Below are 20,884 nucleotides of genomic sequence, written 5' to 3'. Positions count from 1 at the left end.
CACCCTTCGCTCTTCGAGCTTCGGGTAGCACGCCACCAAGGCAGCCATCTCAAACGTCGAGATAGCCGGCGGCGACGAGCATTGCCTTGTACCGTTGGGCAAATCGGCTGGGCAAACGGCTGAGGTAACCTGACGCGCCAATATCCCAATGCGCGCCCAGTTCGCTGTCGAAGACAGCCGGGTCGAATTGCAGCAAGCCGCTGCGTGGGTAGACCGTGAATTCTCCGAAGATCGGCTCCCCCTCCTCCTCGTAGAAATCGACACGCACCATGTCGAACTCGCTGCCGAGCGCCTCGGCTGCCTCGATCATCCGCGCCAGGCTCTTGGGAGGGGGAATTTCCAGGCTCGAGTCGATCGCGCCCTGGGCAATGTTCAGCGGGCGCCAATCGCGATCCAGGTGGGCGGTATTCTTGGCCGTGGAACGGAAGGCGACGACGACGATGTAGGCGACGCGGCCAGCCAGCACACAGAATTTGTAGTCGACCGGGTCATAATCCTGGTCCTTGCCGACAAGCGCTTCGACGAAAACCCGCCGCTCTATGTGCGCATAGCTGCGCTCCAGCTTGCGGGCGCCATAGGTTTGGCCAAGGTATTCCGTCATCTCGGCAATGATCGCCTCCCGGTCGGCGTTGGCCGGATCGCGAACGATGACATTCATGGCGCAACCGTGGTTGCATTTGACGGCGTATGGGATTTTCAGGTCATCGAAGGGGATCTGGCGCGGATCGTCGCCCTGCCACAGCACCTCCGGGATGGCGAGCCCGGGAAGCCGCTCCCTGACGATTTCCTTGGACTTGAGCTTGTCGAGAAGGCCGATAAAGCGAGGATCGTCATCGAAAATCTTGCGCCAGTGGACCTTTTCCGTGAACGTCACCGGGGCTGCAAAATTCGGCAGATGCCGCATTCGCTCAAGGAAACGCTGGGTCAACCGGCGATAGCGGACAAGCAGCGCGGCGTTCAGCAACAGGAGAGATGCCCGCGCGCTGTTTCGCTTCAGCCATGCCTTTGCGCCACGCGCCATTCCGGTGTCCTTGCAACTTGCGCAACTTCATCCGCGAAGTGGACGGCCACCCTGCCCGCAGCAGTGAGGCACGTCGAGCTTCGCCGAGCTAGCCCTTCATCGGGTACAGTTTCAAATGCTGGATCAGGATGATCGTCTTGGCATCGATGATGCGGCCGTCTGAAATGCCGGCCAGCGCTTCATCAAGCCGCATTTCCAGAACCTCGATGTCCTCGCCCTCGTCGGCCGCGCCGCCGCCGGCCGAGATGCGGTCGGCGGGTGAATAGCGCGCCACGAAGAACCACAGCCGTTCGGTGACGCTGCCCGGGCTCATATAGGGGGAAAACAGCCGCTCGATGTTCTGTAGGCGATAGCCGAGCTCTTCCTCGGCCTCCTTGAGGATGGCGGTTTCGGGATCGTTTTTGTCGAGCAGGCCGGCGCAGGCCTCGATCAGCGGTTCGCGGTGGCCGGTGACGTAGGCGGGGTAGCGGAACTGCCGCACCAGAAGCACCGTCTGACGCTCGGGATCGAAAGGCAGGATCACCGCGCCGTCGCCACGATCGTAGGTCTGGCGAATCTGCGTCTCCCACTGCCCGTCGCGCCGGCGGTAATCGAGGACGGTCTTCTTCAGAACCGCCCAGTCGTCGGACAGGACTTCCTCCGAGCGGATGCGGATACGATCTTCCATGATGAGCTCCAAGCTGTCGGCGCCATGGCGTAACCGCGAACGGTTTTGCGCGCAACCGAAACGGCGAAGCTTTCACCGCCTCGTGTCTGGTGCCGGCAACTGCCATCGCCTAAATAGCTGCAGTCCCTCTCCGGAGTTTTTTTGATGACCGCAGCGCTTTTCCAGCCGATCGCCCTCGATGGCCTGACCTTTCCGAATCGTATCGCGGTGGCGCCGATGTGCCAGTATTCCGCCGAAGACGGCTCGGCCAGCGACTGGCATCTCTATCACTGGATGAACCTGGCGATGTCGGGCGCCGGCATGGTCACCGTCGAGATGACCGACGTCGAACGGCGCGGCCGCATCACCCATGGCTGCCTCGGCCTCTATTCCGACGACAACGAGGCGGCCGCCCGGCGCACGCTGGATGCAGCGAGGCGCGTCGCCGCGCCGGAAACGAAATTCGGCATTCAGCTTGCTCATGCGGGCCGCAAGGCCTCCAACCGAAAGCCCTGGGAAGGTGGCGGCCCATTGCAGCCGGGCGAGGATCCCTGGCAGACCGTCTCGGCCTCGGCCATCGCCTATGACACCGGCTGGAATGTGCCGCATGCGCTGGAGGAGGATGAAATCCTGCAGCTCATCGAGCGCTTCACTCAAGCCGCAAGGCGGGCCGAGCGCGCCGGCTTCGACTTCCTCGAACTGCACGCCGCGCACGGCTATCTGATCTTCCAGTTCCTGTCGCCGCTTTCCAACCAGCGCACCGACAGCTGGGGCGGCTCGCTGGAAAACCGCATGCGTTTCCTCATCGAGATCGCCAAATCGGTGAGGAAGGCAGTTCCAAACCTGATGCTTGGCGCCCGCCTGTCGGTGAAGGACTGGGTCGATGGCGGCTTCGAGGTCGACGAGGCGATCGAGGTGGCCAAAGCCTTGAAGGCGCTTAATGTTGCCTATATCTGCTGTTCGAGCGGCGGCAATTCGCCGTTGCAGAAGCTGCCGACCGGCGCCGGCTATCAGGTGCATCTGGCCGAAGCGGTGCGCAAGAGCGCCGGCATCCCGACACGGGCTGTCGGCCTGATCGACGATCCCTCGCAGGCAGAGGCGATCGTCGCCGACGGCCGCGCCGACATGGTCGCGCTGGCCCGCGCCTTCCTCGCCGATCCGCGCTGGGGCTGGCGCGCCGCCGCCACCTTCAGCGAGAAAATCCATCCCGCGCCACAGCTCGCCCGCTCGGTGACCACGATGCAGCACTGGATGAGGGGCTGAACAGGCTGCGCCGACGGTGGTTGCGCTGTCGTTCGCCGCGTCGTCTCCGGTCGGCGCGCAATATTGCGAAGGCACGGTGCACGGCCTGTCCAGGCACTACGATCTCGATACCGGCAGCGGGTTTCTCGCCGTGCGGGCGCGGCCGAACTCGTCGTCGCGCATGATCGGGCAATTGTTCAATGGCGACCACACCGAGATTTTCGACCGCCGGGGCAACTGGTACCAGGTCGAAATCGGCGGACGGACCGGCTGGGCCAACGCCCACTGGCTGCGCAACGACTGCGGTTACTGAGACCAACGATTGCGGTTGGTGAGACGTTTGGGCGCAGGCTGACGGCCATTTTTGCAACCATATTGGCTGCTTTGCGTTGCGGCCATCATGGATAACAAACCTTTTGAAACCCCGGTCGTGGTCGAACTCGGCCATGTCGGCAAATATCGCCAGATCCGCAGCACCCAGGAAGCGGCAGAGTGCCTGATGACGGTGTGGCCGCTCAATCGCGGCCCGCGCCATCGTGATGCTCTCGACACTTGCCTCAAAGTGCTGGAAGGTTATCGTTCGACGGCCGATGCACGCAGGGCTTTGATCGAAGCGGCCAAGGAATCGGAAGTGCTGGTTCCCGAAGACCGGCTGCCAGACGCCAAGTTGCATTGAAGCCCAGATAGCATTGAATAACGGGCCGCATTGAGCGGACGGACGAACCGGAGGATTTCATGGCGAAGCTGACTTACAAGATCGTCGAGCATGACGGGGGCTGGGCCTACAAGGTCGGTTCGACATTCTCGGAGACATTCCCGACCCACCAGGATGCGCTGCGCGCCGCCGAGATCGCCTCGGCCGAACAGCAGATCGCCGGCGCCACGGACGGCATCCAGTATGAGGATGCCGAAGGCAAGTGGCACGACGAACTGGCCGACGGCCGCGACCGGCCGCAGACCGAAGTTTCCGACTGATCCTTGCCCCTCAGCTTTCGCTGCCGGCCATGGATGCTCGCCTAAGCAATTCCCTTGGGAATTGCGTGTCAAAACAAACAGGCGGGACATCCTGCCGGTCAGTCGAAGCCGCGGCTTGATCACTTGCCGCAATATTGATCGTTCACGTTGGGCCTCACATTTCCATAGGGTCCTGACGGGTCGGAGGCGCACGGCCCCGTAGCGCCGCCATAGCCTTGGCTGCCGTCGGCATTGATGCTGCCGGTGGTGCTCTGGTCGACGGTCGATGACTGCTCGTTCCCGAACGGCCACCAGCTGTGATGGTTGGAATACGTGCTGTCCGATGACTGCGCCATCGCCGATGTGGCAAGACCGATCGTCAGCACGGATGCTGCAAAAACTTTCCTGTACATTGAATTACTCCGTATCCGCCGCCTTGGGTGCGACACGGGGTAAAACCGGATATCAGCCGAATGGTTCAGTGAAATTGTTGTGAGGCTGTGAGGTCTTGGCCGGCGAATGTCCGCTCGGCAATGCGCTTGATGAAGGCGATGACGCGGTCCGGCTCGACGAATTGCGGCATGTGGCCGAGGCCTTCGACCGTCTCGAAATCGAGCCCTTCGATCCTGTCCTTCATCGGCTCCCCATGTATGCGCATGGCGATGACGCGATCGGCTGTCCCGAAGAAAATGCCGGCCGGCATGGCGATCTCTTCATAGCGCTCTTCGATGCGGCCAAGATCCTGTTCGACCGCTACGAAATCGGTGGAGGTTGCATGGAAATGGCTTGGCCTCAGCCCGAGCCATCCGCCGCCATCGATCATGTAGTCGGCGGGAACGGCCTGCGGCGCGAAGATGAACTCCAGTGTCTGCCGCGCATATCTGAGGCTTGTCGGTATCGCGACGGTGTAGGCCATGATCCAGCGCCAAAGCCGCGAACGGATATAGAGCAGGCCCGCTTTCTCGCGGGCGCCGGCTTCCAGATGCGTCAGCGGCGCCAGCAAAGCGATGCCGGAAATCGCGCCGGGATGCTCCAAGGCCAGGGTCAGCGCGACGGCGCCCCCCAGCGAGTGCCCGACCACGAGCGGCCTTTCCAGCCCGAGTGTTTCGATGAAGCGCCTGATGATCTCGACCTGTTCAGGCAGACGGCCGGTGGCTCCTCGCGCGCGAACAGAATAGCCCGATCCCGGCCGGTCGAGTGCAATGAGGCGGTAGCCAGGGCCAAAGCGCTCAAACAGCGTGTGGCGAAACTGGTGGAGCTGCGCGCCAAGTCCGTGCACGAACAGGATCGGCCGTCCCTCGCCCGTTTCGACATAATGGATGCGGCTGCCGTCGATCTCGACGAAGTTTCCGCTGGCCGGCACCAGCCTTTCGGCCTTGGCGGCAATCCAGAGCGTAGCGGCCACCAGACAGGCCACGATGACGAGAGCCAGCACGGACAGGCCGGCGACAAGCCAAAGCAGAATCGATACCAGCATGTTTTCACCCGGGAAGCGGACCGGCGCGCACCATCACCCACTGACGAACGCTCGGCAAGGCAGATGGCGGCTTGTGTCGGCATTGCCGCCAGTTCGATGGCGCGCTATCTCAGGCGACCTTCTTTCTGCCTCAGGCGACCTTGTCTGCCAACGGGCCTGTTTGCCGGAGCCTTCCATGCCTGAAATCGTCACTGCCGCCATGCTTGTCATCGGCGACGAGATTCTGTCCGGCCGAACCAAGGATAAAAATATCGGCCACCTCGCCGACATCATGACGGCCATCGGCATCGACCTGAAGGAAGTGCGCATCGTTCCCGACGAGGAGGACGAGATTGTCGCTGCGGTGAATGCCGTACGCGCCCGCTACACCTATGTCTTTACCACCGGTGGCATCGGCCCGACGCATGACGACATCACCGCCGATTCCGTTTCCAAGGCTTTTGGGGTGCCGTGCGAATACGACGCCAAGGCCTATGCCATGCTGGGCGAGAGCTATGCCGCGCGCGGCATCGAATACACCGAGGCCCGCAAGCGCATGGCGCGCATGCCGCGCGGCGCCGACCATATCGACAATCCGGTCTCCGTCGCGCCCGGCTTTCGCATCGGCAACGTCCATGTCATGGCCGGCGTGCCGGCGATTTTCCAGGCCATGCTCGACAATGTCGTGCCGACGCTGAAGGCCGGCACCAAGATGCTGTCGGCCACCGTCCATTGCCCGTTCGGCGAAGGCCTGATCGGCGGTCCCCTGGGCGACATCCAGAAGGCGCATCCCGACACCATCATCGGCTCCTATCCGAAATATGGCGACGGCAAATTCTGGACGGAGCTGGTGGTCCGCGCCCGCAGCCAGGAGGCGCTGGATTCGGCACGCAAGGACGTCGAGGCGATGGTGGCCGGCTTCACCGCCGCCAATTGACCCTGGGTTCGCGGACCATCGCCGGGCCGGAACCAAGCACCGCACTCCCACGTTTTCCCTCGGGCGCAGCACGCGCTGGCAGATTTGAGGGATTTCGCATGCGCTTCAAGACCATCGTCGCCATATTGCAGAACGAACAGGACGCCGAACGCGTGCTCGACTGCGCCATCCCGCTTGCCGACCGGTTCGAGAGCCATCTCATCGGCATCCATGCCGAAGCGCTGCCCGTTCCCTACACCTCGGCAACCGGCTTCCCCGACACTGAGTTCCTGCAGGTCTCCGCCGACATGAACCGCGAGCGCGCCGAGAAATTGCAGGCGCTTTTCGTTGGGCGGATCGAGAATTCCGGCCTTTCCTTCGAATGGCGCAGCCTCGAGAGCTTTTCCGGCGACAGCGCGCTGACGGGTATTTCCAGCGTGCGCGCCGCCGATCTGATTATTGCCGCGCAGCGCGAGACCGGGGGCGACACGAGCGCCGATGTCGACACGCTGGTTTACGATGCCGGCCGGCCAGTGCTGGTGGTGCCGCATGAGGGGCCGTTGGTCACCACATTCAAACATGTGCTGCTGGCCTGGAACGGCAGCAAGGAGGCGGCGCGTGCCGCCTTCGACGCGCTGCCCTTCATCATCGAGGCCGAAAAGACCGACATTCTGGTCATCGATCCGCCGGATACGCTGGATGACAACCCGGAAGCCGCCGGCGCCGAGATCGCCGCGGCACTCTCCAGGCATGGCGCAACGGTCAGCGTGTCGGTGCAGAAATCGGGTAATGCTTCGGTCGATGACGTCATCCAGACCCGGATCGCCGAGACCGGAGCCGACCTTCTGGTGCTCGGCGCCTACAGCCATTCCTGGCTGCGTCAGCTTTTGTTCGGCGGCGTCACGCGCACCGTGTTGCGCAGCGTGCCGGTTGCGGCCTTTTTGTCGCGGTAACTCCACAGACTAGCCCCGCCCTTGCCAATGCCCTGACTTTCCAGTTAATTCCGCGCGCATTCCACAATGTTGCGCGCGGAGTGCAGAATGTCCCTTCCCGAAAAAGCCTTTCCGGTCTCCTGGGACCAGTTCCACCGCGATGCCCGGGCGCTCGCCTGGCGGCTTGCCGGCGCCAACAAGGGTCAGTGGAAGGCCATCGTCTGCATCACCCGTGGGGGCCTGGTTCCCGCTGCCATCATCTCACGCGAACTCGGCATACGCGTCATCGAGACGGTCTGCGTCGCCTCCTATCACGACTACACCAGCCAGGGGCAATTGCAGGTGCTGAAGGAGATCACGCCGGCGCTGCTCGCCGATGATGGCGCGGGCGTGCTGATCATCGACGACCTCACAGACACCGGCAAGACGGCAGGCATCGTGCGCGCCATGATGCCCAAGGCGCATTTCGCCACCGTCTACGCCAAGCCGAAAGGCCGGCCGCTGGTCGACACCTTCATCACCGAAGTCAGCCAGGACACCTGGATCTACTTTCCCTGGGACATGGGTTTCACCTACCAGAAGCCGATCGCCGACGATCACGCCGGCTGATTCGCGCCAGCCCCATTTCTGCCCAGACGGCCAAACCCGCCCCGTCTGCTATGAAAACAGACACTGGAAGGCACATTATTCTGTCGAATCGACGCCTGCTGGCGGATTGGACGGTTGGTGTGATGTTTTTTACTTTTAAGACTTACACTTGTCGGTAAGATTCATACGGCGGCTAACGATTCTGAGGGCTGGGGTAGCTTTCACTGATGCTGACGACACCGGCGACACACGACCATCTGGCTGAAAGGGTCCGCAAGCTCTTCGGCACTTCGCCTTGTCGCCTGCAGGTTGCCGCTTTGCCATGGCGCAATAACGAAGACGGCGTCGAGATCATGCTGATCACCAGCCGAGACACCGGGCGTTGGGTGCTGCCGAAGGGCTGGCCCGAGGCCAGGGAGCCGCTCTGCGAGGCAGCGGCACGCGAGGCGGGCGAGGAAGCCGGATTGCGTGGCAAGATTTCGCTTTTCGAGGCCGGTCGTTACTTCTACGCCAAGGCCCTCGCGTCCGGCGAGGAAGTCCCTTGCGAAGTGCTGGTGTTTCCGCTGCAGGTCGAGCACGTTGCCGACCGCTGGAAGGAAAAGCGCGCGCGCACCCGCAAATGGGTCAATGGGGCCGAGGCCGTACGCATGGTCAACGAGCCGGACCTCTGCCAGATCATCGCCCATTTCTGCGCCGATCCCGACAAGTTCGTCGTTAGAGCCTAGTCACAACTCCGCAGCGACCGCGCCACATTCCCATGCGCCCGCAGGTCTTGCCCATCAATACCATTCGACGTATCGCCCGCAGCGCCCATTGATCCGACTCCATCCGACATCGACGACAAGAGATGTGCCGGTATCACCTGCCCCCGACCCACTGCCGGATCTCGTCAGCCAATTGCTCGAGAACGCCTGCCGTCCCGGCGGGGAGCGGGTCCGGAAACCGTTGCTCGGGATACGCGAGCGTTCCCCCCAAATGGACCGGCTGGACACAAGGCATCTGTGCTGTTCGAAAAGCTTGACCATGTTGTCCGCGCATTGGCGCACACTCGGATCGTCCGCGGGATCGCTGGCGCCGTTGACGATGACCGCTCCGAGTTTTCCTTTGAGCTGTTGTCCGTCGCGCCACAGGGGATCGGATCTGTCGAGCAAGACGACGCCCAGGGCCGGCGGCATTCCGAAGCAGGTGGGAGTAGCCATCAGAATCACGTCCGACTCTTTCATGAGTGACAGAACACGATCGATCCCGTCGCAGTGGTATCCGAACGTTTGATAACACTGCTCGCACCCGAGACAGTCGATACGCTCATCGGCCAGGCGCACCTGTTCCACGACCTTCACCCGCCGCTCTCTCTCCAGCGAGCGAAGAACCTCGCCGAGCATCCGCCCTGAGTTACTGGACGCGCGCGGGCTGCAGTCTATTCCAATGATGGTCGTCGCTTTGTCCATGTGAGAATCCCTAGTAAGGCGTGTCAGCTCGATGCCGAACGGCACGGGCGAAGTTTTGAGTATCCCCAACGATGGCTTCAAAGTCGACGATACTGCTCTTTACGGCTGAATTCTCCGGATCACTCCCGATACGTGACACCAAAGCCATCCCCAAATCCCCAGCCATGGCCCTTTACCCCAAACGAAATGAGCTCTTGGGCAGAGTCTAACGGAAGCAGCCGTTGAAGTTCGCGACTTGTCGTACAATCGGACAGACCCTCCCCTTTCAGGTTACGATTGGTTGCGGCTTGACATGCAGGTATTTACCTGCATATTGTGTCTTCAAGATGAGTGAGACCGATGGACGCCGACAAGGTTTTCAAAGCGCTGGGCGACCCGACCCGGAGAAGGCTGCTCGATCTTCTGTGTGAGAAGAACGGCCAGACGCTCGGCGAGCTTTGCCAAAACCTCGACATGGCAAGGCAATCCGCGACCCAGCACATCGATCTTCTGGAGGCGGCCAATCTGATCAGCACGGTCAAGCGTGGCCGAGAGAAGCTGCATTTCATCAACCCCGTGCCGCTGCACGAAGTCTACGAGCGGTGGGTGCGAAAATTCGAACGGCAGCGGCTGAGCCTGCTGCACGACCTGAAACAAGAACTCGAAGGAGACGACCAATGACCCGGGAAACCACCAGTTTTGTCTACGTGACCTACATCAGATCGACGCCACAAAAGGTGTTCGAAGCCATCACCAGGCCCGATATCGCCAAGCGCTACTGGGGCCACGAAAACGTCTCCGACTGGAAGCCCGGCTCGAAATGGGAACACATCCGCGCCAATGACGAACGGACCGTCGAACTCGTTGGCAAGGTCGTCGAAATCTCGCCGCCAACCCGGCTGGTCATGAGCTGGGCCAACGCCTCGCAGGCCGACGATCCGACCAAGCACAGCCAGGTGACGTTCGCCATCGAGGAATACGACACCATGGTCAAGCTGACCGTCAGCCATGACGAGCTCGAAGCCGGGAGCGGCATGGCCAAAGGCATCAGCCAGGGTTGGCCGGCCGTGCTGTCCAGCATGAAATCCTTCCTCGAAACCGGCACAGGCATCGACCTGTTCGCCAAGCCGAAATCGGCCTGAAGCACCGCGGAGAACGATGATGACCAAGCACTTTACCGGCGGCTGCGCCTGCGGCGCGATCCGCTATGAGGTCAGCGGCGAGCCGATCTTTCAGAACCACTGCCAATGCCTCGATTGCCAAAAGCGCAGCGGTACTGGCCATTGTTCCTATGTGACCTTCGGCCGGCGCGCTGACGTAAAGATCACCGGCGAGCCGAGCACATGGCGGATGATCGCCGACAGCGGCAATGAAAAAGCCCAGGCCTTTTGCCCGACCTGCGGCACGCCGGTCTACGTAACGTTCGTCGCCATGCCGGAGGTGACGGCGATCCAGGCCACGAGCCTCGACGATCCCGGCCAGTTCGACCCGCAGGCGGTCACCTACACCGTGCGCGGCCACGTCTGGGACACGATCGACCCAGCGCTTCAGCCATTCGAGCGAATGCCTGGATGAACCAGGCAGAGCCCTATCCCTCGGATAGGGCTCTGCGTTCAGCTCAGATCACCAGGCCCTTGGTCAGTTCCAGCGCCTGCCGCTCGAACAGGCGGCGGTAGATGCCGCCCTTCAGCCGGATCAGCTCGTCATGCGAGCCTTCCTCGACGATCTTGCCACGGTCGAACACGAGCAGCCTGTCCAGCGCCCGCACCGTCGACAGACGGTGCGCGATGACCAGCGTCGTGCGGCCAACCATCAGCCGCTCCATCGCCTGCTGGATCAGCACTTCCGATTCCGAATCGAGGCTCGATGTCGCCTCGTCCAGGATCAGGATGCGCGCATCCGCCAGGAAGGCGCGTGCGATCGCCACCCGCTGGCGCTCGCCGCCCGACAGCTTCACGCCGCGTTCACCGACCAGCGTGCCGTAGCCCTTCGGCAGGCTGGTGATGAAGTCATGCGCGCTGGCGAGCTTGGCGGCATGCTCGATCTCGGCCTGCGTGGCGTCCGGACGGGCGTAGGCGATGTTTTCCGCCAGCGAGCGGTGGAACAGGATGGGCTCCTGCTGGACGATGGCAATCTGCGCGCGCAGCGACGCCTGTGCAACCTGGGAGATGTCTTGGCCATCGATCAGTATCCTGCCGCCGCTGACATCATAGAGACGCTGGATCAGCTTCACGAAGGTCGTCTTGCCCGAGCCGGAATGGCCGACCAGTCCGACCCGCTCGCCCGCCGCTATCTCCACCGAAAAGTCGCGGTAGAGCGGCAAGCGATGGCTGCCATAGTGGAAGGTGACGTTATCGAAGGCGATGTGGCCATGCGTGATCCGGATCGGCTTGGCGCCGGGCCGGTCCTCGATGCCGAGCGGTTGCGACTGGAAATCGACCAGTTCCTCCATGTCGTTGACCGAACGCTGCAAATTGCGGATATGCGTGCCGATGTCCCTGAGGTAGCCCTGCAGCACGAAGAACGAGGTCAGCACGAAGGCGACATCGCCCGCACTTGCCTGGCCCCAGGCCCACAGCATCAGCGACAGGCCGATTACTGCCGTCCGCAGCACCAGCAACATGGCGCCTTGCGTCGTGCCGTTGATGGTGCCGCGCACCCAGGTGCGGCTGGTCCGCGCGCGCCATTTGGCGACGACCTTGGCAAGACGCGTCTCCTCGCGCGTCTCGGCACCGAAACCCTTGACCACGGCATTGCAGCTCACCGCATCGGCAAGCGAGCCGCCAAGCCGCGTATCCCAGCTGTTGGCGAGCCGTGCCGCGGGCGCGACATAGCCGAGCGACAGCAGCGCCGTCACGGTGATGAACAGCAGCGAGCCGACTGCCACGACCAGCCCCATCAGCGGCCAGAACCAGCCGAGCAGCAACGTCGAGCCGACCAGCATGGCGACCGACGGCAGCAACGCAATCAGGATGGTGTCGTTGAGCAGGTCGAGAGCCCACATGCCGCGCGTGACCTTGCGCACCGTCGATCCGGCAAAGCTATTGGCGTGCCAGTCGGTTGAGAAGCGCTGCACGCGATGGAACGCGTCGGCGGCGACGTCGGCCATCATCTTCAGCGTCAGCTCGACAATACCCATGAAAGCCAGGTTGCGCAGCACCACGCCGGTCAGCGCCAAAGCGATGAGCGCGGAGAACGCCGCCATTGCCGCATTCCACGCGACATCGTCAGCCAACGCACTGCTGGCGACGGCGTCGACCAGCCGGCCGGAATAGAGCGGCGTCAAGACGTCGGCCAGGGTCGACAGCAGGAAGCTGCCCATGATCAGCGAAAGCCGCCACGGCTGGCGCCGCCAGTGGCTGAGCGTGAAGCCAAGAACGCTGCGAAAGGCGCTTGCACGCAGATCGATGCGGAAACGAGCCATGTTGTCATCCGGGCGCAAATCTGCCCGGTCCCGGTAAGGTCTGAAATTGAAAACCGCGCTGGGCAATTCGCCCGGGGCTGCGGAGGTTCGGCATAGGTTGCGGCGCGCCCCGGTTTGTCGGGTGGCGACCGGCATCGGCAGAAGCCTGTACTCGACCCGGCATCGGTGCGAAGGGCAAACCTTCGCCGGACGCCAGGTGAGACCTAGGCTTCGCGGCCTCGCATTACCATGTGAAATACTGCCATTCAGACCTCCCGCAAGACACTTGCGGAGCGGTCCTTATAGAGACGCCATGAAGGATCGCCAAGGCCGGGCACGTGGCAAAGCGTAACTGGTCCAACCAGTGAGGTTATTTTACAACAACAGCCGGTCAACCCCCTCGCTATGCCTCATTCCGGGTTGCGATCGAGGCGCATGTAGCGGCCGTCGATCGATGCCTTGAAGCCCAGCTTCTCATAAAGGCCATGCGCGTCACTGGTCGACAGGCTCCAGTGCGAGACCGTGCTGAGTTCAGGGTGGTCGATGAGCGCCTGCACCAGTTGCAAGCCAATGCCTTGGCCGCGATGCTGCGGCCAGATGATGATGTCGGCGAGATAGGCAAACACCGTACGGTCGGTGATGGCCCGGCCAAAACCGACTTGGTTCCCATCGATATAGGCCGCGGTGCAGAACGAGTTGGCAAAAGCGCGGCGATGAAACTCATCGCTGCGGCCGGCGCCCCAATAACTCGCCATCAACAGGTCGGAGGTCGCCCGGAAGTCGATCCGTGACATGTCGAAGCTGATCTCAGAGTCGGGCATGGTGCCTCGCAAAGAATGAGGGCGGCCGAATTTCGGTCCGGCCCGTGGTTTGGTTACCGACCTGGCGCGCTTACGGCACCACGAGATAGGCCTTCTGGTCGGCGATCGCGATGGTCACGTCGGTGCCGGAATTGAACTCGACGAAATCGAGCTCCATCCCGTCGCTGAAGATGACGCCGCCCCTGCTCTGCCGCGAAGAAACCACCAGCGGCCGGTCGCGGGTGATGACGCCATGCACAAGCGACACGCCGGTCGTGTTGCTCGGAAACGGTTCGCGCACCGAAAAGAACAGCTGTTCGCCTTCGCGGTCATAGCCTTGCGGCGGCACGGTCGGCACGGAGTTGTCACCATAGGCCGCGGCCAGTCCCGCGGCGCCCGCCATAACCGAGCGCAGCCAGCCGGTAGAGCCGGCGCCCGTGGAGATGATAATGCCGCTCGACGACTGGCGCTCGGTCCTGCCGCCATAGGTCAACTCGTAGCGCGCCGAGACGTGCGTCGAGGCGCCAACGAACAGATCGTTGAAGGCGATCAGCCGGCGTCCGTCATTGGAGCGCGCTTCGGCCATCACCACCGCCTGGCGCTTCGCCTTGCCGGCGATCGTCAGGCCGAGGACCTTTTCGGTATCGTCGGCATTCCACGGCAGCAACACGCCGTCGAAAAGCGCCGGGTTCGGGTTGATGCCGATCAGCGGCTGGTACGGGAGGTACTTCGCGGTGTTGGACACCAGCCCGTCCTGACCGAGCGCGATCACCGCGTCGGAGCCGAATTCGAACTGCGGTACCAGTTCGCGGTCGAGCCGCAACTGTTTGAGGCCTTGGGGAAGCGAACCCATCACCCGGTCGAGCGCTTGGTGATAGGCATCATGCGCTGCCTTGACCGGGTCGAAATTCATGCCTGCCTGCCGGAGATAAAAGCGCGCCTGTCCCTGCGTGTTGAAGCGCGTCGTCAGCTCCTCGAGCTCGGTCTTGCGGGTGACGACGATCACCCGGTCGATCGGCCTGCCGCTCTGGTCGCTTGCCACCCGTGCTTGCCTTTCAGGACCCGGCTTTCGGCGTGGAAAGCTGGCTGAGCGCGCTGGTGAGCATGTCAGGCGTGATCGACAGATTGCCGACCGAACCGCCCTTTTCCGCCCAGGCCTTGAAGGCCATCGCCGTCAGCACGTGGGCGGGCGCCGACGAATAGACGGTCAGTTCCAGCTGCTGCGCCTTGGCTTGCGCCTCGGCAAGCGTCAGCTTGTTGCGCGCTTCGGTGTCGACCAGCAGCTTGTTGCGTTCGGCAAGCTCGATTTCGGTCGCCAGTTCGCTCTGCTTGATCTCGCGCTCCTTCTCCACGCCCCAGGCACGGCGCCCATAGATCGCGGCGTCGGCCTGGCGCTGCAGCGCCTCGCGATATTCGGTCTGGAGCGCCTTGCGGATCTCCGGCGTCGGCTGGACCGAGGTGATGTGGACCTCCTCGATCGACAGGTCGGCGGTTGCCGCAATCGGATCGTTGCGCAGGAGTTCGGCGAGATTGCCACCGAGCTTGGTCACCTCGGCCAGCGCCTGCTCCAGCGTCATGCTCGAAACCACCGCGCGGGCGCGGCTCTGTATCGCAAGCACCAGGCGCTCGGCGATCTTCTCCCGGCCGTCGCCGACGACGTCGGCACGGCTGAGCTTGGCGCTGAAATCAAAACCTTCGGCTGCCTTGAGTGGATCGATGATGCGGTAGCTGACCGACCCCTGGATTGCCAGATCCTGGAAATTCGCCGTCGTCTCGGTGAAGATGAAAGGGTTGTCGAGCGACGTCACCGGCACCAATGGCGATGGTGGTGCCGAACGTCCCGTACCAGAAGGAGATGCCGCGCCCCTGCTCACGGACCTTGCCGTTCTTGAAGCGCAGGATGTGATATTCAGGCGTTCCCTTGAAATAGCTGAAAAACATGAAAGCCCCAAGGTTCTCTAATTAAACGAAGTTCAGCCGCGATCCCTGAAACGGTTGGTGATGGGATAACGGCGGTCGCGGCCAAAATTCTTCCGGGTGATCTTCACACCCGGCGCCGCTTGCCGGCGTTTGTACTCGGCAATGTAGAGCAAATGTTCGACGCGCGTCACCGTCGCCCGGTCGTGGCCGCGCGCGACGATGTCGTCGACGCCCATTTCGTTCTCGACCAGGCATTCCAGAATGTCGTCCAGCACCGGATAGGGCGGCAGCGAATCCTGGTCGGTCTGGTTCTCGCGCAATTCCGCCGACGGCGCCTTGTCGATGATATTCCTGGGGATCACCTCGCCTGAGGGACCGAGCGCGCCCGGCGGCACATGGCTGTTGCGCCAGCGCGACAGCGCATAGACCTGCATCTTGTAGAGGTCTTTTATCGGGTTGAAGCCGCCATTCATGTCGCCATAAAGCGTGGCGTAGCCCACCGACATCTCGCTCTTGTTGCCCGTGGTGACGACCATCGAGCCGAACTTGTTGGAGATCGCCATCAGGATCGTGCCGCGCGCGCGGCTCTGCAAATTTTCCTCGGTAATGCCTTCCTTGGTGCCCTCGAAAAGCTGCGTCAGCGTATGCAGAAAACCCTCGACCGGTTCGAAGATCGGCACGATGTCATAGCGGCAGCCAAGCGCACGGGCGCAATCCTCGGCATCCTTCAGCGAATCCTCCGAGGTATAGCGGTAGGGCATCATCACCGCCCGCAGCCGCTCCTCGCCGAGCGCATCGACGGCCAATGCGGCGCAGATCGCCGAATCGATGCCGCCGGAGAGACCCAGCACGACGTTCTTGAAGCCGTTCTTGTTGACGTAGTCGCGCAGGCCGAGCATGCAGGCGCGGTAGTCCGCCTCCTCGCGCTCGGGGATTTTCGACATCGGCCCTTCCGAGCAGACCCAGCCGTCAGCTGTGCGCTTCCACTCGGTGACGGCAAGCGTTTCCTCGAACTGGCTCATCTGGAAGGCGAGAGACTTGTCCGCATTTAACGCGAAACTCGCGCCGTCGAACACGAGTTCGTCCTGCCCCCCAACCTGATTGGCGAACAGAAGCGGAAGACCGCTTTCGATGACCTGGCGCAGCGCTACTTGATGGCGCACATCGAGCTTGCCGCGATAATAGGGCGAGCCGTTCGGCACCAACAGCAGTTCCGCCCCACTCTCAGCCAGCGTTTCGCAGACGCCGAAATCGTTCCAGATCTCCTCGCAGATCGGGATACCGATCCGCACCCCTCGGAAATTGGTGGGGCCGGAGATCGAACCTTCCGAGAAGACACGCTTCTCGTCGAACTCGCCATAGTTCGGCAGATCAACCTTGTCTCGGGTCGAAAGGATTTTGCCTCCGTCGAGCACAGCGACCGAATTGTGCTTGCCCTTCTCGCCCTGCCGGGGGAATCCAATGATGATGCCGGGACCACCATCCGCAGTTTCGCGCGCCAACTCGTCTGTTGCCTTTAGGCAGCCCTCCAGAAAGGCCGGCTTCAGCACCAGATCCTCCGGCGGATAACCGGAGATGAAAAGTTCCGTGAACAGGATGAGGTCGGCACCTTGCCGGGCTGCATCCGCCCTCGCCTCACGCGCTTTGGCGAGATTGCCGGCGATGTCACCGACGATCGGGTTCAACTGGGCAACGGCAATGCGAAGCGTGTCAGGAGCGGTCTTCTTGGTCATGCTTGCGGTTTAGCGCGGCAAATTTGCCCCGGCAATGGCGTTCGTTAGGACCACCCCGGACTGATCGAATTCGATCATGTCCCGGACCGATCTATTTCGATCGTGTCTAGTCCGCCATTATTCGCGTAGCGCCTCCGGCGACCGGTTCTCTCCGATCGACATCGCCAGAATGCGCGAGATGTGCCGGTGCGGCAGGCCGGTTTCCTGCGCCCATTTGTTGATCTGCGCCTGAATCCTGTCGAGATCCCTCTTCGACGTCGGACTTTCGGCGATGTCGAGGCCGGCGTCACGCAAAGCCGCGACCATATCGGCCGAGATGACGAAGGCGTCCCATTGCAGCCAACGCAGGAAATACTGGCCGGTGTTGCCGCCAAGCCGGCTGCCATGCTTGCCGAGATACGCCATCAGCCCGACCTGGTCGTCGTCAGGCCACTCCGCGAGGAATTTGCCGAAACCGCCATGTTCCTTTCGACACACGCTCAACGAAGGCGGCGTTGTCGCGGACGGATTTGATCTTCTGCGGGTTGCGCACAATGCGTTGATCAGCCGTCAGGTCATGCCAGAAGTCATCAGGTTGAAACAACAGCCGTTTCGGCTCGAAATGGAGAAAGGCTTCCTCGAACCCGGGCCATTTCTGTTCGATGACGCGCCAGACGAAGCCGGCGGCAAACACCCGCTCGGCCATCGTCGACAGGATGCGATCGTCCGTAATGTCGGCAACAGCAGCATTGTCAGGCGCCGGCCCGAGCAGTGAGGTCAGCACGGCGTCGCCGCCTTTGCGTTTTGCAGCACGGGCGCGAATCTTCGCGAAATCGGGCATCCTGCATCCTCGCGCCGCGCTTTTGACGAAACGCCATCTTCCTATATGCAAACGAGGCTGCCAAGCCGATGCTTTTCCTATGGAGACATCCATGCACAAGACCGTGCCAGAACTGGCCAACCGCTGGCTGAGGCGAACGCCGGAGGGCCTCAGCGAGCTCGAGCGGCGGGTGTTGCAGAGCACTGTCGACCGCAAGCCCATCTCGCAGGATATCAACGACAGCCTCACCGGCCTTCAGGGCGCCGGCGACCGGATCGCCGATGCCATTGCCCGCATCGGCGGCTCGTGGACGTTCATCCTGTCCTTCATTGCTTTCCTGGTGCTGTGGATCGGCGCCAATTGGTGGCTGCTCGGGCGAGACTCATTCGATCCCTACCCCTTCATCTTCCTCAATCTCGTGCTGTCGATGATCGCCGCCCTGCAGGCGCCGGTGATCATGATGTCGCAGAACCGCCAGGCCGCACGCGACCGTATCGACGCCGCGCATGACTATGAGGTCAACCTCAAGGCCGAGATCGAGATCATGGCTCTGCATGAAAAGCTGGACGAACTGCGCCACAGCCAGATCATCGGCGTGCGCGAGGACATCGCGCGCCTGGCCGAACAGGTGAACCGCATAGACGAAAAAGTGTCGGGCCGGCAAACCTCTCAATGACCGGGATCGTCCATCACCTCATCGAGCAATATGGGTTGATCGCGGTTTTCCTGGGCTGTGTCGCCGAAGGCGAAAGTGCGGCCATCCTCGGCGGCTTCTTCGCCCATCAGCATGTCTTCATCCTCTGGAAGGCTTTCCTCACGGCCGCCATTGGCGCCTTCGTCGGCGACACGTTTTTCTTCATTCTCGGCCGCAGCTTTGCCGACCATCCCAGGGTGCTGAAACTGAAGGCGAGGCCCGGCTTCAACCACGCCTACCGTCTCGTCTCGTCCCATCCCAACATATTCGTCCTATCCAACCGCTACATCTATGGCCTGCGCCTGGTCGGCGGCATCGCGGCCGGTTTCGCCAGCATTTCGGTAGCGCGCTTCGTTATCCTCAACGCGGTGTCGTCGCTGGTCTGGGCGGCTTTGTTCTGCGGCATCGGCTACGTCTTCGGCCTCGGCGCCGAGCAGATGATAGGCAAGGCACTGCTCCATCACGAACGGCTGCTGATCGCGCTTGCCATAGGTCTGGGCGTCGCCATCCTTGCCTGGCTCATCGCCCGCACCGTCGCCGGCAAGGAGCGCGCCAAGGACGCCCGCGACAGCGAAACCACATCGTAAGGTTCAGTCGTCGTCCTCGACCAGAGCCCGGTCGCCGCGATCGAGGATCAGCGGGATGATGAGATCTTCCTCGTCGGCCAGATGCCGCTTCAGCATGGCGATCAGCCGGCTGTTCTCGTCCGCATAGGCGTCGGCGGCGAAGCGCTGCCTGTCCTCGCTCTCCTCGAGCGTGCGGATGAAGGCGTTCGCCGTCTCGGCGTTGCGCTCCAGCCCCTCATGAATGGTGTGATGGTCGGCATCGAGGATTTCGAAGCCGCGCTTCAGGCGCGGCTCCGCCTTGGCGAAAGCCGGGAAATATTGGTAGTCCTCGACATTGTGGTGGCCGTCGAGATTGCCGAGAAAGTGGTTCAGCCGCGGCGCGAACCAGCGCGCGAAATCCGGCGCCGTCAGCCTGCCTTCGCGATAGTCGCCAATGCCGTTGGTGAGCATGCCGCCCAGCTCTCGGAACATGTCGTGCCGCTGCAGCCACATGTGTGCCATGCCGTGGATGTTGGCGTGACCCTGCCATGTCTCGCGCGGATATTTTTCCGCCAGCCAGCGCAGGTCTTCCGGCAGGCCGGCTCTTTCAAGCAGCAGAAAATTGGCTTCCACGACGTCAGTCTCCTTTGGTGACTAACATATGGGAGCGTTCAGATCAGATCGGTAGTCCCGTGATGCGCTCGATGAGGGCGACTCCCCAGACGCCGGCGACGATAACAACCGAAATCAGCACCGCCAGCGAGCCGCAGTCCTTGGCGAGCTGGATGTCGACGTTGAACTCGCGACTGAAGGCATCGCAGGCTGCCTCGATGCCGGTGTTCAGCACTTCGACCATGATGAGCAGCAGCACCGCGCCGATCAACAGCGCGTAGCCGCGCCACGAGATCGAGACGAACCAGCCGAGCGGCAGCGCCAGCACCAGCAGCATCAGTTCCTGCTGAAATGCCCTTTCGCTGGCGGCGAGCTTGCGAAAGGCTCGCACAGAATTGAAGTAAGCACCGATCAGCCGCTGCATGCCGCATCCCCTTCGAATCACCGGCAGGGGATATCGCAATGGCTGGATCAAGGGAATAAGGCAGCCGCCGCAAAATCACTCCTCCGCAACCTTGATCGTCGGCGTCGACTTCTCGAACTGCGGCAGTCCATCGTCGATCGTATAGTAGTCGCCCTTGTCGCCGACAAAGATGTGGCATTGGCCTTGGAGCCCGGTCGGGTTGTCGAACGATCCGGCCAGAACTGAGACATAGGCATCCTGACCCGGCTTCCAGAACAGCACCGAGCCGCAGATCTTGCAAAAGCCGCGCTTGGCAAAGGAAGACGATTCGTACCAGCTGATGTTGTCGGCGCCGGTTATCGTGATGTCGCCGTCGGCGACGTTGGTCGCGGCGTAAAAATGCCCGCTCTGCTTGCGGCACTGCGAACAGTGGCAATAAATGACGCCGCGCAACGGCCCTCGCGTCTGGAAACGCACTGCTCCACACAGGCAAGATCCGCTGTGGTTGTTGCTCATCCCTGCCTCCACCGTCCATCGTTCACGGGTTCGCCGCTGGCCGAGAGGATTTCAGTTTTGCCGCAGCCGGGCACCGGCAAATGCGACATGGGGTGGGCGTGTTCGGACCTGACCTCAGGATCTTTGCAAGCATTGCTGTAGCCTGCAGCAGAATGGGTCCCGTTACCTGGCGGGACATTAAGAAAACTTTAGCGCCGGCGCATCTATGGTTGTGCCAAGCGAATGTCGCGATTGGGGACGTGTCTTTCGCAGGATGATCCGAAATACGGCTGGCACT

General features: G+C 62.2%; 26 protein-coding genes and 1 pseudogene. 13 read left to right on the top strand and 14 right to left on the bottom strand.

The genetic code is table 11. From position 1 onward, the window contains the following. Positions 1-49: 49 nt before the first annotated feature. Positions 50-1,021 carry an ATP-grasp fold amidoligase family protein gene (locus X771_RS150070; RefSeq protein WP_023688347.1) on the bottom strand — a complete coding sequence of 324 codons (972 nt, stop codon included), beginning with the start codon at positions 1,019-1,021 and terminating at the stop codon, positions 50-52. A gap of 88 nt (positions 1,022-1,109) precedes the next feature. After that, a complete protein-coding gene (locus X771_RS150075; RefSeq protein WP_023688346.1) occupies positions 1,110-1,688 on the bottom strand; it encodes an NUDIX domain-containing protein in 579 nt (192 codons plus the stop codon). Between the two features lie 144 nt (positions 1,689-1,832). Here X771_RS150075 and X771_RS150080 point away from each other — a divergent pair, with 144 nt between their 5' ends. From X771_RS150080 to X771_RS150095, 4 genes are all read left to right on the top strand, one after another. After that, complete coding sequence (locus X771_RS150080) at positions 1,833-2,930, top strand: NADH:flavin oxidoreductase/NADH oxidase (RefSeq protein ID WP_023688345.1); 1,098 nt, start codon at positions 1,833-1,835, stop codon at positions 2,928-2,930. A gap of 16 nt (positions 2,931-2,946) precedes the next feature. After that, positions 2,947-3,222, top strand: coding sequence for an SH3 domain-containing protein (locus X771_RS150085; RefSeq protein ID WP_023688344.1), 276 nt, complete (start codon positions 2,947-2,949; stop codon positions 3,220-3,222). A gap of 84 nt (positions 3,223-3,306) precedes the next feature. Then, on the top strand, positions 3,307-3,585 hold the full coding sequence (locus X771_RS150090; RefSeq protein WP_032891817.1) for a DUF982 domain-containing protein: 279 nt from the start codon (positions 3,307-3,309) through the stop codon (positions 3,583-3,585). A 59-nt stretch (positions 3,586-3,644) separates the two neighbouring features. Beyond that, the gene (locus tag X771_RS150095; RefSeq protein ID WP_023667535.1) at positions 3,645-3,884 is read left to right on the top strand and encodes a DUF2188 domain-containing protein; all 240 of its coding nucleotides are present in this window, start codon (positions 3,645-3,647) and stop codon (positions 3,882-3,884) included. Between the two features lie 119 nt (positions 3,885-4,003). Here the strand turns inward: X771_RS150095 and X771_RS150100 are convergent, their stop codons facing one another. Both X771_RS150100 and X771_RS14515 read right to left on the bottom strand, forming a co-directional pair. After that, a complete protein-coding gene (locus X771_RS150100; RefSeq protein ID WP_023688343.1) occupies positions 4,004-4,276 on the bottom strand; it encodes a hypothetical protein in 273 nt (90 codons plus the stop codon). Positions 4,277-4,341: 65 nt separating this feature from the next. After that, complete coding sequence (locus X771_RS14515; RefSeq protein ID WP_050587443.1) at positions 4,342-5,340, bottom strand: alpha/beta hydrolase; 999 nt, start codon at positions 5,338-5,340, stop codon at positions 4,342-4,344. 175 nt (positions 5,341-5,515) lie between these two features. On the opposite strand from X771_RS14515, the gene X771_RS150105 reads away from it, so the two are divergent. The 4 genes from X771_RS150105 to X771_RS150120 all read left to right on the top strand — a co-directional run bounded on the left by X771_RS150105 (position 5,516) and on the right by X771_RS150120 (position 8,480). Continuing rightward, positions 5,516-6,256, top strand: a complete 741-nt coding sequence (locus tag X771_RS150105; RefSeq protein ID WP_023681539.1) for a competence/damage-inducible protein A — start codon at positions 5,516-5,518, stop codon at positions 6,254-6,256. A 98-nt stretch (positions 6,257-6,354) separates the two neighbouring features. Beyond that, a complete protein-coding gene (locus X771_RS150110; RefSeq protein ID WP_023681540.1) occupies positions 6,355-7,188 on the top strand; it encodes a universal stress protein in 834 nt (277 codons plus the stop codon). 87 nt (positions 7,189-7,275) lie between these two features. Further along, positions 7,276-7,776, top strand: a complete 501-nt coding sequence (gene gpt, locus X771_RS150115) for a xanthine phosphoribosyltransferase (RefSeq protein ID WP_023667540.1) — start codon at positions 7,276-7,278, stop codon at positions 7,774-7,776. A 206-nt stretch (positions 7,777-7,982) separates the two neighbouring features. Then, a complete protein-coding gene (locus X771_RS150120; RefSeq protein ID WP_023667541.1) occupies positions 7,983-8,480 on the top strand; it encodes an NUDIX hydrolase in 498 nt (165 codons plus the stop codon). 54 nt (positions 8,481-8,534) lie between these two features. Here X771_RS150120 and X771_RS14540 read toward each other — a convergent pair whose 3' ends face one another. Beyond that, the gene (locus X771_RS14540) at positions 8,535-9,203 is read right to left on the bottom strand and encodes a flavodoxin family protein (RefSeq protein WP_023688341.1); all 669 of its coding nucleotides are present in this window, start codon (positions 9,201-9,203) and stop codon (positions 8,535-8,537) included. 339 nt (positions 9,204-9,542) lie between these two features. On the opposite strand from X771_RS14540, the gene X771_RS150125 reads away from it, so the two are divergent. From X771_RS150125 to X771_RS150135, 3 genes are read left to right on the top strand one after another with little or no spacing between them, the layout of a single operon-like run. Then, positions 9,543-9,863: a helix-turn-helix domain-containing protein gene (locus X771_RS150125; RefSeq protein WP_023688340.1), complete on the top strand. Its 321-nt coding sequence runs from the start codon at positions 9,543-9,545 to the stop codon at positions 9,861-9,863. Beyond that, positions 9,860-10,324, top strand: coding sequence for an SRPBCC family protein (locus tag X771_RS150130; protein WP_023688339.1), 465 nt, complete (start codon positions 9,860-9,862; stop codon positions 10,322-10,324). The genes X771_RS150125 and X771_RS150130 overlap by 4 nt, the downstream gene beginning before the upstream one ends. A 19-nt stretch (positions 10,325-10,343) precedes the next feature. Continuing rightward, positions 10,344-10,757: a GFA family protein gene (locus tag X771_RS150135; protein ID WP_023688338.1), complete on the top strand. Its 414-nt coding sequence runs from the start codon at positions 10,344-10,346 to the stop codon at positions 10,755-10,757. 43 nt (positions 10,758-10,800) lie between these two features. Here X771_RS150135 and X771_RS150140 read toward each other — a convergent pair whose 3' ends face one another. The 6 genes and pseudogenes from X771_RS150140 to X771_RS01000000165030 all read right to left on the bottom strand — a co-directional run bounded on the left by X771_RS150140 (position 10,801) and on the right by X771_RS01000000165030 (position 17,858). After that, a complete protein-coding gene (locus tag X771_RS150140) occupies positions 10,801-12,606 on the bottom strand; it encodes an ABC transporter ATP-binding protein (protein ID WP_023688337.1) in 1,806 nt (601 codons plus the stop codon). A 389-nt stretch (positions 12,607-12,995) separates the two neighbouring features. Further along, positions 12,996-13,406: a GNAT family N-acetyltransferase gene (locus tag X771_RS150145; protein ID WP_023688336.1), complete on the bottom strand. Its 411-nt coding sequence runs from the start codon at positions 13,404-13,406 to the stop codon at positions 12,996-12,998. Between the two features lie 70 nt (positions 13,407-13,476). Continuing rightward, on the bottom strand, positions 13,477-14,427 hold the full coding sequence (locus tag X771_RS150150; protein WP_198025829.1) for a sugar kinase: 951 nt from the start codon (positions 14,425-14,427) through the stop codon (positions 13,477-13,479). A 13-nt stretch (positions 14,428-14,440) separates the two neighbouring features. Then, positions 14,441-15,259 carry an SPFH domain-containing protein gene (locus X771_RS150155; RefSeq protein ID WP_198025828.1) on the bottom strand — a complete coding sequence of 273 codons (819 nt, stop codon included), beginning with the start codon at positions 15,257-15,259 and terminating at the stop codon, positions 14,441-14,443. 99 nt (positions 15,260-15,358) lie between these two features. Beyond that, on the bottom strand, positions 15,359-17,038 hold the full coding sequence (locus tag X771_RS150160; protein WP_023688333.1) for an NAD+ synthase: 1,680 nt from the start codon (positions 17,036-17,038) through the stop codon (positions 15,359-15,361). A gap of 117 nt (positions 17,039-17,155) precedes the next feature. Beyond that, positions 17,156-17,858: pseudogene (locus X771_RS01000000165030) on the bottom strand (DNA-3-methyladenine glycosylase I). A 91-nt stretch (positions 17,859-17,949) separates the two neighbouring features. Here X771_RS01000000165030 and X771_RS150165 point away from each other — a divergent pair. Together X771_RS150165 and X771_RS150170 are read left to right on the top strand one after the other, a co-directional pair. After that, positions 17,950-18,513, top strand: a complete 564-nt coding sequence (locus X771_RS150165) for a DUF1003 domain-containing protein (protein WP_023688332.1) — start codon at positions 17,950-17,952, stop codon at positions 18,511-18,513. Further along, positions 18,510-19,118, top strand: coding sequence for a DedA family protein (locus X771_RS150170; protein WP_023688331.1), 609 nt, complete (start codon positions 18,510-18,512; stop codon positions 19,116-19,118). Before X771_RS150165 ends, X771_RS150170 begins: the two co-directional genes overlap by 4 nt. Before the next feature lie 3 nt (positions 19,119-19,121). Here X771_RS150170 and X771_RS150175 read toward each other — a convergent pair whose 3' ends face one another. From X771_RS150175 to X771_RS150185, 3 genes are all read right to left on the bottom strand, one after another. Further along, positions 19,122-19,709, bottom strand: a complete 588-nt coding sequence (locus X771_RS150175) for a hemerythrin domain-containing protein (protein WP_023688330.1) — start codon at positions 19,707-19,709, stop codon at positions 19,122-19,124. A 43-nt stretch (positions 19,710-19,752) separates the two neighbouring features. After that, on the bottom strand, positions 19,753-20,112 hold the full coding sequence (locus X771_RS150180) for a diacylglycerol kinase (RefSeq protein ID WP_023688329.1): 360 nt from the start codon (positions 20,110-20,112) through the stop codon (positions 19,753-19,755). A 75-nt stretch (positions 20,113-20,187) separates the two neighbouring features. Beyond that, on the bottom strand, positions 20,188-20,607 hold the full coding sequence (locus X771_RS150185; protein WP_023688328.1) for a GFA family protein: 420 nt from the start codon (positions 20,605-20,607) through the stop codon (positions 20,188-20,190). Between the last annotated feature and the right edge of the window lie 277 nt (positions 20,608-20,884).

Origin of the sequence: Mesorhizobium sp. LSJC269B00, assembly GCF_000502815.1 — a bacterium.
In the GTDB taxonomy this organism is placed as follows: Bacteria; Pseudomonadota; Alphaproteobacteria; order Rhizobiales; family Rhizobiaceae; genus Mesorhizobium.
Note: the sequence above shows the minus strand (reverse complement) of the source record. Positions and strands in the feature narration are given on the sequence as shown.

Bases quoted from the DNA above. Each gene is read 5' to 3' on its own strand.
- X771_RS150070 (WP_023688347.1), bottom strand. From the start codon at position 1,021: ATGGCGCGTGGCGCAAAGGCATGGCTGAAGCGAAACAGCGCGCGGGCA.
- X771_RS150075 (WP_023688346.1), bottom strand. From the start codon at position 1,688: ATGGAAGATCGTATCCGCATCCGCTCGGAGGAAGTCCTGTCCGACGAC.
- X771_RS150080 (WP_023688345.1), top strand. From the start codon at position 1,833: ATGACCGCAGCGCTTTTCCAGCCGATCGCCCTCGATGGCCTGACCTTT.
- X771_RS150095 (WP_023667535.1), top strand. From the start codon at position 3,645: ATGGCGAAGCTGACTTACAAGATCGTCGAGCATGACGGGGGCTGGGCC.
- X771_RS150100 (WP_023688343.1), bottom strand. From the start codon at position 4,276: ATGTACAGGAAAGTTTTTGCAGCATCCGTGCTGACGATCGGTCTTGCC.
- X771_RS14515 (WP_050587443.1), bottom strand. From the start codon at position 5,340: ATGCTGGTATCGATTCTGCTTTGGCTTGTCGCCGGCCTGTCCGTGCTG.
- X771_RS150105 (WP_023681539.1), top strand. From the start codon at position 5,516: ATGCCTGAAATCGTCACTGCCGCCATGCTTGTCATCGGCGACGAGATT.
- X771_RS150110 (WP_023681540.1), top strand. From the start codon at position 6,355: ATGCGCTTCAAGACCATCGTCGCCATATTGCAGAACGAACAGGACGCC.
- gpt (WP_023667540.1), top strand. From the start codon at position 7,276: ATGTCCCTTCCCGAAAAAGCCTTTCCGGTCTCCTGGGACCAGTTCCAC.
- X771_RS150120 (WP_023667541.1), top strand. From the start codon at position 7,983: ATGCTGACGACACCGGCGACACACGACCATCTGGCTGAAAGGGTCCGC.
- X771_RS14540 (WP_023688341.1), bottom strand. From the start codon at position 9,203: ATGGACAAAGCGACGACCATCATTGGAATAGACTGCAGCCCGCGCGCG.
- X771_RS150125 (WP_023688340.1), top strand. From the start codon at position 9,543: ATGGACGCCGACAAGGTTTTCAAAGCGCTGGGCGACCCGACCCGGAGA.
- X771_RS150130 (WP_023688339.1), top strand. From the start codon at position 9,860: ATGACCCGGGAAACCACCAGTTTTGTCTACGTGACCTACATCAGATCG.
- X771_RS150135 (WP_023688338.1), top strand. From the start codon at position 10,344: ATGACCAAGCACTTTACCGGCGGCTGCGCCTGCGGCGCGATCCGCTAT.
- X771_RS150140 (WP_023688337.1), bottom strand. From the start codon at position 12,606: ATGGCTCGTTTCCGCATCGATCTGCGTGCAAGCGCCTTTCGCAGCGTT.
- X771_RS150145 (WP_023688336.1), bottom strand. From the start codon at position 13,406: ATGCCCGACTCTGAGATCAGCTTCGACATGTCACGGATCGACTTCCGG.
- X771_RS150160 (WP_023688333.1), bottom strand. From the start codon at position 17,038: ATGACCAAGAAGACCGCTCCTGACACGCTTCGCATTGCCGTTGCCCAG.
- X771_RS150165 (WP_023688332.1), top strand. From the start codon at position 17,950: ATGCACAAGACCGTGCCAGAACTGGCCAACCGCTGGCTGAGGCGAACG.
- X771_RS150170 (WP_023688331.1), top strand. From the start codon at position 18,510: ATGACCGGGATCGTCCATCACCTCATCGAGCAATATGGGTTGATCGCG.
- X771_RS150180 (WP_023688329.1), bottom strand. From the start codon at position 20,112: ATGCAGCGGCTGATCGGTGCTTACTTCAATTCTGTGCGAGCCTTTCGC.
- X771_RS150185 (WP_023688328.1), bottom strand. From the start codon at position 20,607: ATGAGCAACAACCACAGCGGATCTTGCCTGTGTGGAGCAGTGCGTTTC.